The organism is Mannheimia pernigra (assembly GCF_013377995.1).
Lineage (GTDB): Bacteria > Pseudomonadota > Gammaproteobacteria > Enterobacterales > Pasteurellaceae > Mannheimia > Mannheimia pernigra.
This window is the reverse complement of sequence record NZ_CP055305.1, coordinates 960,048-975,613: the sequence shown is the minus strand read 5'-3', so window position 1 is coordinate 975,613 and position 15,566 is coordinate 960,048. Positions and strand designations below refer to the sequence as shown.

The 15,566-nt window shown below is 40.9% G+C and carries 14 protein-coding genes and 1 riboswitch; of the genes, 5 read left to right on the top strand and 9 right to left on the bottom strand.

Translation table 11 applies throughout. The features are described from left to right. Positions 1 to 7: 7 nt before the first annotated feature. From cytX to sppA, 3 genes are all read right to left on the bottom strand, one after another. Complete coding sequence (cytX, locus tag HV560_RS04795; protein WP_176812273.1) at positions 8 to 1,180, bottom strand: putative hydroxymethylpyrimidine transporter CytX; 1,173 nt, start codon at positions 1,178 to 1,180, stop codon at positions 8 to 10. Next, entirely contained in the window at positions 1,173 to 2,702 is a 1,530-nt protein-coding gene (gene thiE / locus HV560_RS04790) for a thiamine phosphate synthase (RefSeq protein ID WP_176812272.1), read from the bottom strand. The genes cytX and thiE overlap by 8 nt, the downstream gene beginning before the upstream one ends. A 60-nt stretch (positions 2,703 to 2,762) precedes the next feature. Then, a riboswitch (TPP riboswitch) is annotated at positions 2,763 to 2,859 on the bottom strand. A gap of 79 nt (positions 2,860 to 2,938) precedes the next feature. Next, a complete protein-coding gene (gene sppA, locus HV560_RS04785) occupies positions 2,939 to 4,795 on the bottom strand; it encodes a signal peptide peptidase SppA (protein WP_176812271.1) in 1,857 nt (618 codons plus the stop codon). Between the two features lie 103 nt (positions 4,796 to 4,898). Between sppA and HV560_RS04780 the strand changes: the two genes are divergently transcribed. Together HV560_RS04780 and HV560_RS04775 are read left to right on the top strand one after the other, a co-directional pair. Beyond that, complete coding sequence (locus HV560_RS04780; protein ID WP_176812270.1) at positions 4,899 to 5,462, top strand: nitroreductase family protein; 564 nt, start codon at positions 4,899 to 4,901, stop codon at positions 5,460 to 5,462. A gap of 1 nt (position 5,463) precedes the next feature. Continuing rightward, the gene (locus HV560_RS04775) at positions 5,464 to 6,285 is read left to right on the top strand and encodes an SDR family NAD(P)-dependent oxidoreductase (RefSeq protein WP_176812269.1); all 822 of its coding nucleotides are present in this window, start codon (positions 5,464 to 5,466) and stop codon (positions 6,283 to 6,285) included. Positions 6,286 to 6,325: 40 nt separating this feature from the next. On the opposite strand, the gene HV560_RS04770 is transcribed toward HV560_RS04775, so the two are convergent. The 3 genes from HV560_RS04770 to rlmN form a co-directional block, all read right to left on the bottom strand. After that, positions 6,326 to 8,662 carry a Tex family protein gene (locus HV560_RS04770; protein ID WP_176812268.1) on the bottom strand — a complete coding sequence of 779 codons (2,337 nt, stop codon included), beginning with the start codon at positions 8,660 to 8,662 and terminating at the stop codon, positions 6,326 to 6,328. Continuing rightward, positions 8,663 to 9,217 (bottom strand): type IV pilus biogenesis/stability protein PilW, encoded by a 555-nt coding sequence (gene pilW, locus HV560_RS04765; protein ID WP_159629170.1) that lies wholly within the window; start codon positions 9,215 to 9,217, stop codon positions 8,663 to 8,665. A gap of 156 nt (positions 9,218 to 9,373) precedes the next feature. Next, positions 9,374 to 10,534, bottom strand: a complete 1,161-nt coding sequence (gene rlmN / locus HV560_RS04760; protein ID WP_159629169.1) for a dual-specificity RNA methyltransferase RlmN — start codon at positions 10,532 to 10,534, stop codon at positions 9,374 to 9,376. A 253-nt stretch (positions 10,535 to 10,787) separates the two neighbouring features. Between rlmN and HV560_RS04755 the strand changes: the two genes are divergently transcribed. Both HV560_RS04755 and HV560_RS04750 read left to right on the top strand, forming a co-directional pair. Next, a complete protein-coding gene (locus tag HV560_RS04755; protein ID WP_176807953.1) occupies positions 10,788 to 11,687 on the top strand; it encodes a metal ABC transporter substrate-binding protein in 900 nt (299 codons plus the stop codon). 7 nt (positions 11,688 to 11,694) lie between these two features. Beyond that, positions 11,695 to 12,438, top strand: a complete 744-nt coding sequence (locus tag HV560_RS04750) for a metal ABC transporter ATP-binding protein (RefSeq protein ID WP_176812267.1) — start codon at positions 11,695 to 11,697, stop codon at positions 12,436 to 12,438. Between the two features lie 73 nt (positions 12,439 to 12,511). On the opposite strand, the gene HV560_RS04745 is transcribed toward HV560_RS04750, so the two are convergent. The 3 genes from HV560_RS04745 to HV560_RS04735 form a co-directional block, all read right to left on the bottom strand. After that, on the bottom strand, positions 12,512 to 13,336 hold the full coding sequence (locus HV560_RS04745; RefSeq protein ID WP_176807951.1) for a metal ABC transporter permease: 825 nt from the start codon (positions 13,334 to 13,336) through the stop codon (positions 12,512 to 12,514). Continuing rightward, complete coding sequence (locus HV560_RS04740; RefSeq protein WP_159629165.1) at positions 13,329 to 14,189, bottom strand: metal ABC transporter permease; 861 nt, start codon at positions 14,187 to 14,189, stop codon at positions 13,329 to 13,331. The genes HV560_RS04745 and HV560_RS04740 overlap by 8 nt, the downstream gene beginning before the upstream one ends. Positions 14,190 to 14,258: 69 nt before the next feature. Continuing rightward, complete coding sequence (locus HV560_RS04735) at positions 14,259 to 15,044, bottom strand: Rossmann-fold NAD(P)-binding domain-containing protein (RefSeq protein ID WP_176809653.1); 786 nt, start codon at positions 15,042 to 15,044, stop codon at positions 14,259 to 14,261. A 179-nt stretch (positions 15,045 to 15,223) separates the two neighbouring features. Between HV560_RS04735 and HV560_RS04730 the strand changes: the two genes are divergently transcribed. Next, entirely contained in the window at positions 15,224 to 15,514 is a 291-nt protein-coding gene (locus tag HV560_RS04730; RefSeq protein WP_159629163.1) for a hypothetical protein, read from the top strand. Positions 15,515 to 15,566 lie beyond the last annotated feature (52 nt).

Below are 15,566 nucleotides of genomic sequence, written 5' to 3'. Positions count from 1 at the left end.
TGTATCGCTATTTTATTCGCTTTCGTACAATAATGGTTGCCATAAAAATCACTAACATCACAGGAATTGTTAAGCCAAGCGGCAAATGTACGTGATTGTAAGAGAGAATGTGATAGAGCAAAAAGCCTGTAAACCATAATCCCCAAGCTATCCAATCCATTTTTGCCTGTAATTCGGTACGTTTTAGTACGAAGAAATCCGCAATTTGCACGGCAATCATTGGAGCAAAAACAGAGCCAATCAGCAGCAGAAAATTCTCATATTGCGTAACGGGTAAACTCAAGGCTAACAGCGTGCCAATGAGCGTCACTGCAATGGCTGTCGGCGTTTCTTTCAGCTTCGCACTGATATTGCTAGTACTCACCCCTGCGGAGTAGGCATCAAGAAAAGTAGTCGTTACTGTAGATAAAATCATCACCACAATACCTACCAAGCTCATTCCTGTCAGCAAAAGCATTGGCGCAATTTCGCTTTGCCCAGTAAACAGCACCATTCCCAAACCAAGAGCGTACATCCACCCACTGGTCAGCAAATAGCCTACGCTTGCGAAAAAGGTAGCGGAAAATGGCTTTTTCGCCTTGCTGGTATAGTCAGAAACCAGTGGCAACCAAGAAAGCGGCATAATAGTAGCAAGTTCTACTGCTGTGCTAAATGGCATTTCGCCTGAAATAGTGGAATTGGGTTGCCCATTTAGCACTTTCACGCTTAGCCATAACGTCAATCCAAACATTGCGATGAGTGTGGCGAGTTTAGATTTTCCCAGCTGATTTGAGCCTGTGAATAACCATAAAATAATCAGCACACCAAGCAAGACAGCCCAAAGGCTAAAAGCGGAAAATCCCCATAACGCCAAACTTAACGCATTGCTGATTTCAGCTCCTGTGTAAATCATAATTGCCGTCCAGCCAACAAGTTGCAACACATTGGCAAGCGAGAAAAACACTGAGCCTTTACCAAAGGAAATTTGTACCGTTTGCATCGCATTTTTTCCCGTTTTCGCCCCGATAAAGCCAGCCGCAAAAAATAAAATACCGCCTAGCAAATGCCCAAGTATAATTGCTAGCAAGCCTTGCCGCCAGCCGAGCGGTGCAATCCAAGTGCCAACCACAATTGCACTGGCACTAATGCCTGCCCCAGCCCAAATTAATCCGCTGTTAAGCGAGCTAAGAGTTCTACTCATTGACACCTCCATTTGCAAATTTTTCTAGATTTTTGACCGCTTGTTGCCACGCTTCCGCCTTGGTAATCGCACTCACCACCGCCGCACTGCCAACACCACAGCTCATCACCTGTTTGATATTTTTTTCAGTAATACCACCAATCGCTACCGTTGGCATCCGAAGTGGAGCAACCAAATCGACATAATTCACCAAGTTTTTCAAGCCCTGTGGTTGTGAATACATCGCTTTAGTTTGGGTTGGGAAAACGTGCCCAAAAGCGATATAAGAAGGCCTCACTGCTAAGGCTCGCATAATTTCAAAATAGCCGTGGGTGGAAACGCCAAGTCGCAACCCAGCTTGTTGAATTGCATCAAGGTCTGCAACGGCCAAATCTTCCTGCCCCAAATGCACGCCATAAGCCTGATATTTCACCGCAAGCTGCCAGTAATCATTCACAAACAGCCGCACATTATGTTGTGTGGCAAGTGCGACAGAGCGAGCAATCTCCTTTTCAACGTCTGCAAGCGGTTGATTTTTCACTCGAATTTGTAAAGTTTTTACCCCCTCTAAAATCAAGCGTTCAATCCACTCAAAGCTCTCAACAACAGGATAAAGCCCAAGCTGATAATCCGTCGGGGCAAACCCATTTTTTGGCAATGCTAACGGGGCATAAAGCAGTTCAGTTTGTGGGAAGAAATGAACATCGGTTGGATAGCCCGTGTGGCATAGTGAACTTAATGCTGTTTGCCCTTTGCCTTCTTTTTCTGATAAACCTTTTTGCAGATAAGCGGTGGCAACAGTGATGGAATCAGGCAAATCAAAGCCTTTTGCTAGCATCGCACCAATCGCTGAAGCAAAAGTGCAACCTGTTCCGTGATTGTTTACACTTTCTAAACGAGGGTGATGAAATACATAAATTTCCTTTGGTGTGAGCAGATAATCGCTCACCCTCTCGTTCTGCCATTCAAAGTGACCGCCTTTTGCCAACACCGCTTTTATGCCTTGTTGGAAGAGGGTTTGAGCAGCAGTTTTTACATCCTCAAAAGTAGTAATTTCCGTTTCGCTGAGTAAAGATAACTCCGTACCGTTTGGAGTAATTAAATCGACCAATGGATAAAGTTGTTGTTGCACCACGGGCAGTAAAAGGCTTTCCGACAAAGCTTGTCCACTGCTCGCCACCGCCACAGGATCATAAACTATAAAGCAATAACTTTCACTTTCCTTCCTAATTTTTTGAATATACTCACACAAAATCTCTACTTGAGATTGTGAGCAAAGCAAGCCAATTTTAATCGCATTTGGATAGCCTTGAATGAGCAACGCCTCAAACTGCTGGCGAAAAGTATAATCATCAACTGGCGTCACACAAAGCACACCGTGTGGATGCTGAGCGGTCACAGAGGTCACCACCGAACAGCCGACTAAATTGAAATCGTGAAAAGTGTGTAAATCAGTCTGAAGCCCAGCCCCAGCACAGCTGTCTGAGCCTGCAACCGTCCAGATAACCTTTGATTGTTGATGGAAATGATTAGAAATAGACATCGCAAAATCCTCTTTTAACGTTAGGGTTTGCTTGTCAGAGATGTGGCAATAGGCAAAAAATTGATGTTGAAACTTGTTCCCTACGCAGGTTCTAACCTACAGGTTCCACGGATCTCGCTTTTGCGATCTCAGCCTTACGGCACTCCGACAAGAGTTTTTAGTATAGCTTACAAGCGGTGATTTTCCACAAAAAATTTGCAAAATTATCTGGAAAATGAACCGCTTGTAATTAGCAGTTAATTTATCTTCCCGCAATTTAAACAATAGAGATACATCTGTGTTGGATCATTAAAGCGTGAAAGCATCTCGACTTGGTGTTGTGATTGTTTCAGCACCGGCACATCGAGCCAGCTGGTTAGGCTAACTTGTAACTGCGTTTTAAAATCTCTTGCTAAAGTACCAAACAAACTTTCATCTTGCTCTGCAAACCATTGCACGCCAAATTGCTCAACTTTCGCTTTGCTTTGCGCTTCACGTTTTTGGTTGATTAACTCGGATAATGTATCAAAAGCAACATTAAAATTGCCTAATTCATCAACTAAGCCGTATTTTTTTGCATCAACGCCTAACCAAACTTGCCCTTGAGCAACTTTATCCACCGCTTCTTTTGACATTTTTCTGCCACGAGAAACAAGTTCTAAAAAGCGGTCGTAGCCGTTTTCAATGGCTATTTGCAGCACTTCGCCTTGTGCTTTCGGTAAACGTTTTAAGCCGATTGGCTCTGCCAGTGGTGACGTTGCAATGCCATCTTCATTTACACCTAATTTTTTAGCCGTTTTCTCAAAAGTTACAGCTAAACCAAAAATACCAATTGAGCCTGTAATTGTATTCGGGCTGGCGATAATTTTATCGCTGGTTGCAGCAATCCAATAACCACCTGAAGCCGCAACTCCGCCCATTGAAGCTACAACTGGTTTTCCTGCTTTTTGGAATTCCTCAACCTCTTGACGAATAAGTTCCGATGCCACTGCACTACCACCTGGGCTATTTATACGCAAAATCAAGCCCTCTACGTTTTTATCTGCTCTAGCGTCTTGCAGTAATTTAACGATAGTTTCACTGCCTACGCTCATTTGATCGCTCTCACCCGTCATAATTGAGCCTTCAACATTCACTACCGCAATTTTAGGCACGTTTATCTCTTCAAATCGGTCGTTCAGCTCAAGGAAGTAATCCAGAAATTCAATGTGGTTATAATCCCCTTCATTATTTTCTCCAAAATGTTCAATCAATTTTGATTTACGCTCTTGATTAGACACTAAGTGCGTTACCCATTTTTGCTGTAAAGCAAACTGTGCATCATCACCTTTCGCTGCCTTATATTTTTCAATATAAGTGTCAGGCGATAAATTAATTTCTTGTGACTCCACTTTTCGATTTTGAGCGATCATATCTACCATTTGCTGCCAAGTGCCATTTAACCAGCCACGTGCATTTTGCTTCGCTTCTTCAGACATATCATCACGAATAAAAGGCTCAACCGCTGATTTATAAGTGCCAACACGGAAAATATGCGGCTCAGCTTCAATCTTGTCTAACAAGGCTTTGAAGTAAGTATTGGAGTAACTCAAACCTTGTAATGCAACAGCCCCAACCTTGTTTAAATAAATCTCATCAGCAAAAGTAGCTAAATAATATTGCTTTTGTGAATACTGCTCGCCAATTGCAATCACTGGCTTACCCGATTCTTTGAAAGCATTAATCTCATTACCGATAAAATCCAAAGAAGAAAAATCAGCATTTCTCAAATTGTGTAAATCTAATACCAAACCTGTAATTTGCGGATCATTTTTTGCTTTTCTAATCGCTTGAACCACATCAAAGGTTGAAATTTTAACAGATTCTGTTCCACCTAATTCATAGCGGATCAAGCGGTAAAAATCGGCAAATTCTTCACGATTATCCGCCAAGTAGCCATCTAAATTTAAACGTAATGCCCCTTGAGTAAAAACCGGCTTCTGTATATTTTGAGAAGAGGCCATAAAGCCTACGATTGGGATTAATAATAGAATAAATAAGATAAAAAAGAGATTAATAACACACTCTCTAACGCAGAGAAACATTCGATAAATCGCTTTTAGAACATTTAACATCGGAAATTCCTAAAAATAAAACAGTCTGCACAGTATAAAGCAATCACGGAATGAATAAAATATGCTATTCTTGAGCAAAAGAAGTTCATAAAAGGTGATCTTTATGCAAATCTTAGATTTATTACATCGTCGTCGCTCTAGTAAAAAATTTGGCAATAAAGCGCCAACACCAGAGCAACTCAAGCAAATTTTAAAAGCTGGGCTACGAGTTCCCGATCACGGTCATTTAAAGCCTTATCATTTTGTCGTCATAGAAAAAAGCGGTATGCCTCAACTCTGTGAGCTTTTCAAAGATGCCGTAGCAGAATTTGAAATGGGCGAAGATCGCCTAAAAAAAGCAGAAAAATTGTCTAATCAAGCCCCTGTAATAATTGGCGTGATCGCAAAACTGGATCATAACATTGCCAAAGTCCCAGCTTGGGAGCAAATGATAACTGCAGGATGTAGCGGTTATGCCATTCAATTGGCAGCAAATTCATTAGGCTTTGATACCGTTTGGATTACGAACAAATGGGTAAACGGATCGGCTCTTCGCTCTGCTTTTGGCTGCCAAGAACAAGACAAAGTCATTGCCTTAATTATGATTGGCTCACCTGAAGAAGATGGGCAGATTTCTCTGGCACCAGAAAGTGATAATTTAGATGGTTTTGTAAGCTATATTAAATAAGATGAAAACAATTTTAATCACAGGATGCTCTTCTGGTATTGGATATGCTACAGCACAGCACCTCAAAAAATTAGGCTGGCGAGTGATTGCCAGTTGTCGCAAGCCTGAAGATGTGGCTCGCCTACAAGCAGAAGGCTTCGATTGCCTTTTGCTTGATGTAACCAATTCAGCGCATATCCAAAATGCTTTTGATTATGTGCGTGCAAGCGGTCAATTAGATGCCATTTTTTGCAATGCTGGCTATGGTCAGCCTGGCTGTGCAGAAGATGTGCCACGAGAGGCGTTGCGTGAAATTTTTGAAACGAACGTATTCGGAACGTGGGAAATAATTAATCAGGCGATGAAAATTTTCCGCTTACAAAACCACGGCAGAATTTTAATCAACAGCAGCATTTTAGGCTTTGCCGCAATGCACTATCGTGGAGCTTACAACGCCACAAAATTCGCCTTGGAGGGGCTAGCGGATACGCTCAGATGTGAACTACACGGCTCAAATATTTATGTGTCGCTAATCGAACCTGGCCCGATTCAAAGCAATTTCCGCCCAAATTCGGTGGAAAAGCTCAAACAATATATTGATGTGGAAAATTCCTATCACAAAACGCTAAACCAAACTCAATACCAACGCTTAACCACAAAGGGCAATGCTAATCCATTCACGCTACCAGCCTCTGCCTGTGCCGAGGCTTGCTTAAAAGCCTTAAATGCTAAAAAACCAAAAGCACGCTATCAAATCACCTTTCCCACCAAGCTTTTCTGGTGGTTACGACGAATTTTACCCACAGCGGCTTTTGATTATATGAATCGGAAGTTTGGGGGATAACTTATCATCGCCCAATAGCATTTCAGCCTAATCAACTTCCTTACTTCTTCCAGCCTTTCAACGCATCGGCAAAGGCATTGTTGCCAAAAGGACTGCTGCTATCACTTCGCAAGCGGTCATTTTTTTGCGGTTTTTTGCCAATTTCGGGGGAATTTCGACCGCTTGTAGGTTCTACCCTCTCGGTTGGTTTATCATCTAAACGCATTGTAAGTGCAATACGTTTTCGAGCCACATCAACCTCTATCACTTTAACTTTCACCACATCGCCTGCCTTCACCACCGAGTGCGGATCTTCCACAAACGAGTTGGAGAGCATTGAAATATGCACCAAACCATCTTGGTGGACACCAATATCCACAAAGGCACCGAAGTTTGCCACGTTAGTTACTGTGCCTTCTAAAATCATTCCTGCTTTTAGGTCGGAAATGTCTTCCACACCGTCCATAAACACAGCGGTTTTAAACTCTCCACGAGGGTCACGCCCTGGTTTTTCCAGCTCTTTGAAAATATCGTTCACGGTTGGCAAGCCAAACTGTTCATCTACAAAATCTTTCGCATTCAGCGAGTGGATTTTCGAGCCGTTACCCATTAATTCTGCCAAGGTGGACGTAGTCGCCTGTAAGATTTTTTCCACAATTGGGTAAGCCTCTGGATGAACGCTTGAGGCATCTAACGCATTTTTTCCACCAATAATTCGCATAAAACCAGCACACTGCTCAAAGGCTTTAGGCCCTAAACGAGGGACTTTTTTCAACTCAGAACGGCTATTGAAACGTCCGTTTTCATCACGGAACGCCACAATATTTTGAGCCAGCGTTTTTGTCATTCCAGCTACACGGGCTAATAGCGGAGCGGAAGCGGTATTGAGATCTACGCCTACCGCATTGACGCAATCTTCCACCACAGCATCTAATTTACGAGCCAGCTGGGATTGGTTCACATCGTGCTGATACTGCCCAACGCCAATCGCTTTCGGCTCAATTTTTACCAATTCAGCCAATGGATCTTGCAAACGGCGAGCAATCGATACCGCACCTCGCAAAGAAACATCGAGGTTCGGAAACTCATTTGCTGCAAATTCAGAAGCAGAATAAACGGAAGCACCTGCCTCACTCACCACCACAGTTTGTGGTTTGTTTTCTTTAATTTCCTTAATCACCTCTTTGGCGAAACGCTCGGTTTCTCGGGAAGCCGTACCATTACCAATCGCAATTAATTCCACATTGTGCTTGTTAATGAGCGTGAAAATTGCCATTTGAGCTTCTGCCTCTCGCCCAGTGTGTGGATAAACGGTTGCAGTATCTAATAATTTACCCGTATTATCCACAACGGCCACTTTCACTCCCGTACGCAAACCTGGGTCTAGCCCCATTGTATTTCTTGCCCCAGCTGGTGCTGCCATCAGCAGAGCAGAAAGATTGCGAGCAAAGACATCAATCGCTTCCTCTTCAGCTTTTTCACGCAAACTGCCCATCAGTTCAGTTTCTAAATGCAGAGCGGCTTTGATTTTCCACGTCCACGCAATCACCTGCTCACGCCATTTGTCAGCAGGTTGATTATTGAAAATAACGCCTAAATGTTCACGGATAATTGTTTCACAATGGCTGGTTTTGCTCCCCTCTTCAGCGTCAGGATCCGCATTTAACGTTAGCGATAAAATGCCTTCATTTCTCCCACGGAACATCGCTAACGCTCGGTGAGAGGGTACCGTTTTAAACGGCTCGCTATGGGCGAAATAGTCACGGAATTTCTCGCCCTCTTGCGCTTTCCCCTCAATCAATTTAGATTCAAGCGTAGCGTAAGCGGTCAAATATTGGCGGAGTTTTGCAAGTAGCTCAGCATCTTCTGCAAAACGTTCCATTAAAATATATCTCGCCCCATCTAACGCTGCTTTCGTATCAGCTACGCCTTTTTCAGCATCCACAAAGTTTACCGCTAAGGTTTCAGGATCTTGTTTCGGATCGTTCCATAAGGTTTCTGCCAATGGCTCGAGCCCCGCTTCAATTGCAATCTGCCCACGAGTACGGCGTTTTGGTTTGTAAGGCAAATAGAGATCTTCTAGCTCCGTTTTGCTTTCACAATGCAGGATTTTGTCACGCAACGCATCAGTGAGTTTACCTTGCTCGTCAATCGATTTGAGAATGGTTTGACGGCGGTCATCCATTTCACGCAAATAAATTAAGCGAGTTTCAAAATGGCGAAGCTGGGTGTCGTCTAAACCACCAGTGACCTCTTTACGATAGCGGGCAATAAATGGAATGGTATTCCCTTCATCTAATAGACGAATGGCGGCTAAAATTTGATGAGATCCAACATTCAGCTCATTAGCAATAATATGGCTAATTTGAGTATTTAGCTCATTGGTTATTTCGGTCATTTACTTTCCTTTCAATAAAATTGCTCGTTGTTTGTCTAATTTTTCGAGCTTAGTTAAGGTTTCCGTTATTTTATTCAGATTCGGCTCTTTTTTCGCACATAAAATGATGTTTTCTAAAGTATCTGCCTGATGATAATAAGGTGCTTCGCTTTCAACTGCTTGTTCAAATTGATGATAAGCTTGCTGAAATTGACCTTGCTTACATAAAAAAGTACCGTAATTATTTAAAACATCAGGTCGATTTTTACTTAAATTTAGGGCAGTTTGATAGGATTTTTCAGCATTTTCAGTATCCCCTGTTTTTTGATAATAGTACGCCAATACCGAATAAGGTAGATAATCCTTTTCATCGTGAATCAGGGCTTTATCAATATTTTGTTTCGCTTTGGGGAAATTGCTCTGCTCTAAATAAGCCAAAGCAAGATTAATGCGAGCTTTCACCGCTTCCGATCGATTAAATTCTGCGTCAGAGGAAGGCTGAAAGCGAGAAGAACAAGCTGCTAATAAAAATAGTATTATACAAGCGGTTATTTTTGAGAAAAATTTTGCAAACATAGTGTTCTCCTACAACAAAGGGGTTAATTTTACTGTTCCACAAAAGCTAAGACTAGCGATTTTCTTCAAGAAAGGAAATTTTTTATATGACTTTTTCGACGCAGATCACAAAAAGAACGAAGGCAGGAAAACCTGCCTTTCATTTTAAATGCAAATTTATTGCGTTCTGACCTCAATTCCTTGTCCAAATTTACGTTTTTCAAGGGTGCGTTTGGTGCGGTCAATAACATCACCAGCCAGCTGTCCACAAGCCGCATCAATATCATCGCCTCGAGTTTTACGCACAGTGACAGTAAAGCCGTATTCCATCAATGTTTTTTGGAAGCGATCTACACGAGAGTTTGAACTCTTGCCGTACGGCGCTTCTGGAAATGGATTCCAAGGAATCAAGTTAATTTTACACGGCGTATTTTTTAACACCTCCGCAAGCTGATGAGCATGGTCGGTGCTGTCGTTGATATGATCTAACATTACATACTCAATAGTGACTTTACCGTGGTTAGCATTTGATACCTCAAGGTATTTGTTCACTGACTCCATCAACATTTTGATGTTATATTTTTTATTAATTGGTACTAAAACATCACGCAATTCATCGTTTGGTGCGTGGAGTGAAATCGCTAACGCCACATCTATTTGCTCACGCATTTTATCTAATGCTGGCACAACCCCTGAAGTTGAAAGCGTTACACGGCGTTTTGATAGACCGTAAGCGAAATCATCTAACATAATTTCCATTGCTGGAATCACATTATTCATATTCAATAATGGCTCACCCATACCCATCATTACGACATTAGTAATAGGGCGAACACCCGTCACACCAAAATTGCCGATGATTTTAGAAGCACGCCATACCTGCCCAATAATTTCTGAGACAGTTAAGTTGCGGTTAAAACCTTGCTGAGCAGTTGAGCAGAAAGTACAAGCCAATGCACAGCCCACTTGTGAAGAAACACAAAGGGTTGCACGATCATCTTCTGGGATATAAACAGTTTCGATTTGCTGCTCCCCCACTTGCATTGCCCATTTAATTGTTCCGTCTGCCGAGCGTTGTTCTACCGCCACCTCTGGTGCTTTAATTTCAGCAATACATTTTAACTTTTCACGTAATACTTTATTGATATTACTCATATTGTCGAAATTTTCTTCGCCAAAATGATAAATCCATTTCATCAGCTGATCGGCCCGAAACGGCTTTTCACCCATTTCAGCAAACAGCTCGCGCATTTCTTGGCGATTTAAATCTAATAAATTAATTTTCTCTTTTGGTTGCTCTACTGAGCCACAATCAGGATTAGTGATTTGTTCTGACATAAAGTTTGAAAGCCTCGTTATTACACGGTTTGTGGCAAAAGGTTAGTTTTGCGAGAATAATTTCAAAGGGTGTTAATTCTACTGATTCTTGCCAATTTAGGCTAGTTATTTTTTCTTAACGCAACAGCGAATATACGCTTGTTAAACAGGAAAAATATAACCTTATAAAAAACAAGCCTATTTACATTCAAGCCAATGATCTATAGAATATGCCACGATAATAATCATTCTCAACAAAATAAGGAGGCTGAAGATGAAATTATCAAAAATCAAAAAAGCTCTCGTATTAACTTTAGGATTTAGCTCAGCCATTGCAATGGCTGAACCATTCAAAGTTGTGACCACATTTACCGTAATTCAAGATATTGCCCAAAATGTTGCGGGCGACAAAGCAGTGGTAGAATCCATTACCAAACCTGGAGCGGAAATTCACGATTATCAACCCACACCTAAAGATATTGTAAAAGCCCAAAAAGCGGACTTAGTCTTATGGAACGGAATGAACCTTGAGCGTTGGTTCGAGCGTTTTTTTGAAAATGTGAAAGGTAAGCCAGCTGTTGTAGTCACAGAAGGTATCGTTCCAATGCCAATTACAGAGGGCGAATACAAAAACTTACCAAATCCACACGCTTGGATGTCTACTGACAATGCGCTTATTTACATTGAAAACATTCGTGCAGCTTTAGTCAAATACGACCCTAAAAATGCCGAAACTTACAATGCGAATGCAGCAGCTTATGCTCAAAAAGTAAAAGGCATCGCCGAACCACTTCGCCAGCGTTTGGCTTTTATTCCAGAGCAACAACGCTGGTTAGTGACTAGCGAAGGTGCATTTAGCTATCTTGCCAAAGACTATAACTTAAAAGAGCTTTATTTATGGGCAATCAACGCCGAAGAGCAAGGCTCACCAAAACAAGTTAAAAAAGTCATTGATGGCGTAAAAGCAAATAAAATTCCTGTTGTCTTTAGTGAAAGTACTGTTTCAGATAAACCCGCTAAACAAGTGGCAAAAGAAACTGGCGCATTATATGGTGGCGTAATTTATGTGGATTCGCTTTCAGAAAAAGACGGCCCTGTACCAACCTACTTAGATTTGCTGAATGTGACCATCAGTACGATTGTTGAAGGTTTTGAACGCAGTAAAAATAACTAGAGTTAAAATGACAACACATTCAACCTCCATTTCCGTCGAAAATTTATCTGTCCGCTACAACAACGGGCATATTGCTTTGCACAATGTTTCATTCCATCTTGAAGATGGTACTATTTGTGCATTAATCGGTGTAAATGGAGGGGGTAAATCCACTCTTTTTAAGAGTTTAATGGGGCTAGTAAAACCGCTTACAGGCTCCATTAAACTTGGTCAATTACCTATTTCCAAAGCCTTAAAGCGAAATTTAGTCTCTTATGTGCCACAAAGCGAAGAGGTTGATTGGCAATTTCCTGTTTCTGTTTATGATGTCGTGATGATGGGGCGATACGGCTATATGAATTTTTTGCGTATTCCTCGTGAAATTGATAAACAAAAAGCAGAACACGCAATGGAGCGCGTCGGCGTTTTACATCTTAAAGCACGACAAATTGGCGAACTTTCTGGTGGGCAGAAAAAGCGTGTATTTCTCGCTCGAGCCCTAGCTCAAGAAAGTAAAATCATTTTGTTAGACGAACCCTTTACGGGCGTTGATGTAAAAACTGAAAATGCGATTGTTGAACTTCTTAAACAACTAAAAAGTGAAGGGCACTTGATTTTGGTCTCCACCCATAATCTTGCAAGCGTACCGAGCTTTTGCGATCAGGTGTTAATGATTAACCGCACGCTACTTGCAAGCGGTAAAATTGAAGAAACATTTAACAATCACAATTTGGAAAAAGTATTTGGCGGTTTATTGCATTATCAAAAATAACACAGATAAATAAAAAATAGGGAGGCAGATAACAATGCACTCCCTATTTTTTTATACGTTATATTAACTTGACTTAGCCAACAACTCGGGAAGATCGAGAGTAGAGAGCAAAACTTAATAAAAAAATAATCGCTTGCACTAAAATAATTGTTGGGCCTGTGGCAGCATCAATATGATAGCTTAGCAACGTGCCAAATACCGATGAACCAACCGAAATCAATAATGCAATCATCAGCATTTTATCAAACCGCTTTGTCAGCAAATACGCCGTAATTCCTGGCGTGATAAGCATAGCAACCACTAAAATTACCCCAACTACTTGCATCGCACTGATAATGGTTAAAGCAAGTAGCGATAATAATCCATAATGTAATAATTTCACTGGTAAACCAACCACTTTTGCCTGATTCATATCAAAGCAATAGAGTAAGAAGTCTTTGCGTTTAATTAGCATCACACTGAAAGTGAGCAATGTAATCACGAAAGTTTGGATTAAATCGCTTGTGGTTACCCCTAATAAATTTCCAAATAAGATATGGGTTAAATGCTCACCAGTGTTGAATCCAGTAAATAAAATAATCCCAACGGCAAACATTCCTGAGAAAACAATGCCCATTACCGTATCTTCTTTTAAACGGCTATTTTCCTTTAAATAACCAACCGATAATGCACAAAATAAACCTGAAGAAAAAGCGCCGATAGATAGCGGCAACCCTACAAGTGAGGCAATCACAACACCAGGAAGCACCGCGTGAGAGATTGCATCGCCCATTAACGACCAACCTTTGAGCACTAAATAACAAGAAAGTACCGCACTCACACTCGCCACTAAAATCGCAGTAATTAACGCAGTTTGCATAAACTCAAATTGCAAAGGTTCTAAAATCCAATTAAGCATTTTTTACCTCTACATTTAATAATTTACGCTTTTGTGTGATTAAGCCATATTTCGGAGCAAAGCAAAATGCCACTAGGAAAATCAACGTTTGCAAACAAACAATCACCGCTCCTGTTGCACCATCTAAAAAATAACTTAAATAAGCACCAAAACCTGAAGTAAGTGAACCGATTAGCATTGAAATCATCATCAATCTTGGAAAGCGATCCGTTAATAAATACGCTGTCGCCCCTGGCGTAACTACCATAGCAATCACTAAAATTGCCCCAACGGTTTGCAGAGCAACCACAACGCAAGCACTTAATAATGTAAAGAAAATCACTTTATAGCGAAGCGGAGAAAGCCCTACCGAAAGTGCGTGATGCTCATCAAAAAAGACCAATAATAAATCTTTCCAAAACAGCACCAGACCAAGCAGGGATAATGCAATAATGAATACAACTTGCCATAAATCCTCATCCGCAATGCCCAAAATATTCCCCATTACAATTGAATTCACATCAACCGAAGTTGGGTTAAGCGAGACAATAAACATCCCTAATGCAAAAAAAGTAGTAAAAATAAACCCGATAACCGCATCTTCTTTAATTTTCGTGAGGCTTTTTACCCAAAGAATGGATAATGCAGCCAAAATCCCTGAAAAAAACGCGCCAACGGCATAAGGTAATTTCAGTGCATAAGCAATCGCAACACCTGGCACTACAGCGTGAGATAAGGCATCACCAATCAAAGACCAGCCTTTTAACATTAAAAAGGCGGAGAGAAACGCACACACAAGTCCGACACCCACACTAACAAAAATCGCTTTTTGCATATAATTGTAGGCAAAAGGTTCTAATAAAACATCAAGCATAACATCCTAAAAAGTTGTTGATAATAGTTCGCATATCCTAACACATAAACCACTTTTTATGTATGAGTTTTACTCAATATCCAGCTTAAAATCGTAAGGATTCGGATAACGATAAACAAACCCTAACTCCGCACAAATCTTTTCTGCCTTAACAATTCTTACAAGCGGTCGATTTTCTTGAGAAAATTGCAAATCACCCAAATCAAAACGCTTCGCCATTTCGCTATAATACGCCTGACGAGTTGGATGCTGCTCAGCACACAGATGAAAAAGACGTTTACCATTTGGCTTTGCCAAAAGCAAAGAAATAGCCGCAATGCAATCGTCCAAATGCACTAAATTCACTGGCTGTTCCGCACCACTTAAATTTTGTTTGCCCGCTAAATAAAAAACAGGATGTCGCGTCTTACCAACAAGCCCTGCTAGCCTCAAAATATCGCAATGAATCGGCAAACTGAGCAACCACTTTTCCACTCTAGCTAAAAGAGAACTTAGAGCAATTTCTGAGTTTTCATCAAAAATGCCCGACTCCATTGGCAACACAGAGGTTGAGCTGGTAAAAAGGATATGCTTTAAACCATTTTCTATTGCAACCGAAACTAATTTTTGAATCCCTGAAAGATAATTTTCAGGTGCTATTTTTGAAGGAGGTAACGCAATTAACATAGCCTCAGTCGCTAACAAAGGCTCAAGGTCATTACCAATGATCAGATTATTCAAATCAAGCGGATAACATTCAATTAGCATATCAGACACGACTCTTTTCGAGCCAACCACGTGCCAGCCCTCTTTTTTCATCTGTTCTGCTAATGGCAACCCAAGCCAGCCTAAACCAATAATTGTCAGTTTTTTCATTTTTACGTATTTATTTAAAATCCAAACAGGTAATACCAGTTAATTAGCAAACACAAAATTGCTCAAAAAAAAAACAATCATGTATAATGCTTCCGTAACTTAGAAATAGCGTTACTTCATAAGCTATCAGCCAATCATCGGCTATTTTGCTTAATTTTACAAATTAATATGAGGATTTTATGAAAAAATTAACACTCGCACTCTTTATCTCTGGTTTTGCATTATCAGCACAAGCAAGTGAATATCCTGCTGAATGTAAAGAATTAATTGACTTAACTTTTGAAGCGGCTGAACTACAGCCAGAAATCAAAGCACAATTAGGTATGACTAAAGAAGATATGTTAAAAGTATCTGAAGATGCTTGGAAAACGATGAGCGATGCAGACAAACAATCTGCACTTGCAGGCTGTAAAGCTGCTGCTGGGCAACAAAAACAAGTTATTGAAGCATTAAAAGCTCAGAAGAAATAATATTTCAAATCAAAACCATGCTACGGCATGGTTTTTTTTATTTCTCAATAAA

Excerpts from the sequence above, each read along its gene's own strand:
- pilW (WP_159629170.1), bottom strand. The coding sequence starts at position 9,217 with ATGTTTGCAAAATTTTTCTCAAAAATAACCGCTTGTATAATACTATTT.
- sppA (WP_176812271.1), bottom strand. The coding sequence starts at position 4,795 with ATGTTAAATGTTCTAAAAGCGATTTATCGAATGTTTCTCTGCGTTAGA.
- HV560_RS04750 (WP_176812267.1), top strand. The coding sequence starts at position 11,695 with ATGACAACACATTCAACCTCCATTTCCGTCGAAAATTTATCTGTCCGC.
- HV560_RS04775 (WP_176812269.1), top strand. The coding sequence starts at position 5,464 with ATGAAAACAATTTTAATCACAGGATGCTCTTCTGGTATTGGATATGCT.
- thiE (WP_176812272.1), bottom strand. The coding sequence starts at position 2,702 with ATGTCTATTTCTAATCATTTCCATCAACAATCAAAGGTTATCTGGACG.
- HV560_RS04745 (WP_176807951.1), bottom strand. The coding sequence starts at position 13,336 with ATGCTTAATTGGATTTTAGAACCTTTGCAATTTGAGTTTATGCAAACT.
- HV560_RS04755 (WP_176807953.1), top strand. The coding sequence starts at position 10,788 with ATGAAATTATCAAAAATCAAAAAAGCTCTCGTATTAACTTTAGGATTT.
- HV560_RS04730 (WP_159629163.1), top strand. The coding sequence starts at position 15,224 with ATGAAAAAATTAACACTCGCACTCTTTATCTCTGGTTTTGCATTATCA.
- rlmN (WP_159629169.1), bottom strand. The coding sequence starts at position 10,534 with ATGTCAGAACAAATCACTAATCCTGATTGTGGCTCAGTAGAGCAACCA.
- HV560_RS04780 (WP_176812270.1), top strand. The coding sequence starts at position 4,899 with ATGCAAATCTTAGATTTATTACATCGTCGTCGCTCTAGTAAAAAATTT.
- cytX (WP_176812273.1), bottom strand. The coding sequence starts at position 1,180 with ATGAGTAGAACTCTTAGCTCGCTTAACAGCGGATTAATTTGGGCTGGG.
- HV560_RS04735 (WP_176809653.1), bottom strand. The coding sequence starts at position 15,044 with ATGAAAAAACTGACAATTATTGGTTTAGGCTGGCTTGGGTTGCCATTA.
- HV560_RS04770 (WP_176812268.1), bottom strand. The coding sequence starts at position 8,662 with ATGACCGAAATAACCAATGAGCTAAATACTCAAATTAGCCATATTATT.
- HV560_RS04740 (WP_159629165.1), bottom strand. The coding sequence starts at position 14,189 with ATGCTTGATGTTTTATTAGAACCTTTTGCCTACAATTATATGCAAAAA.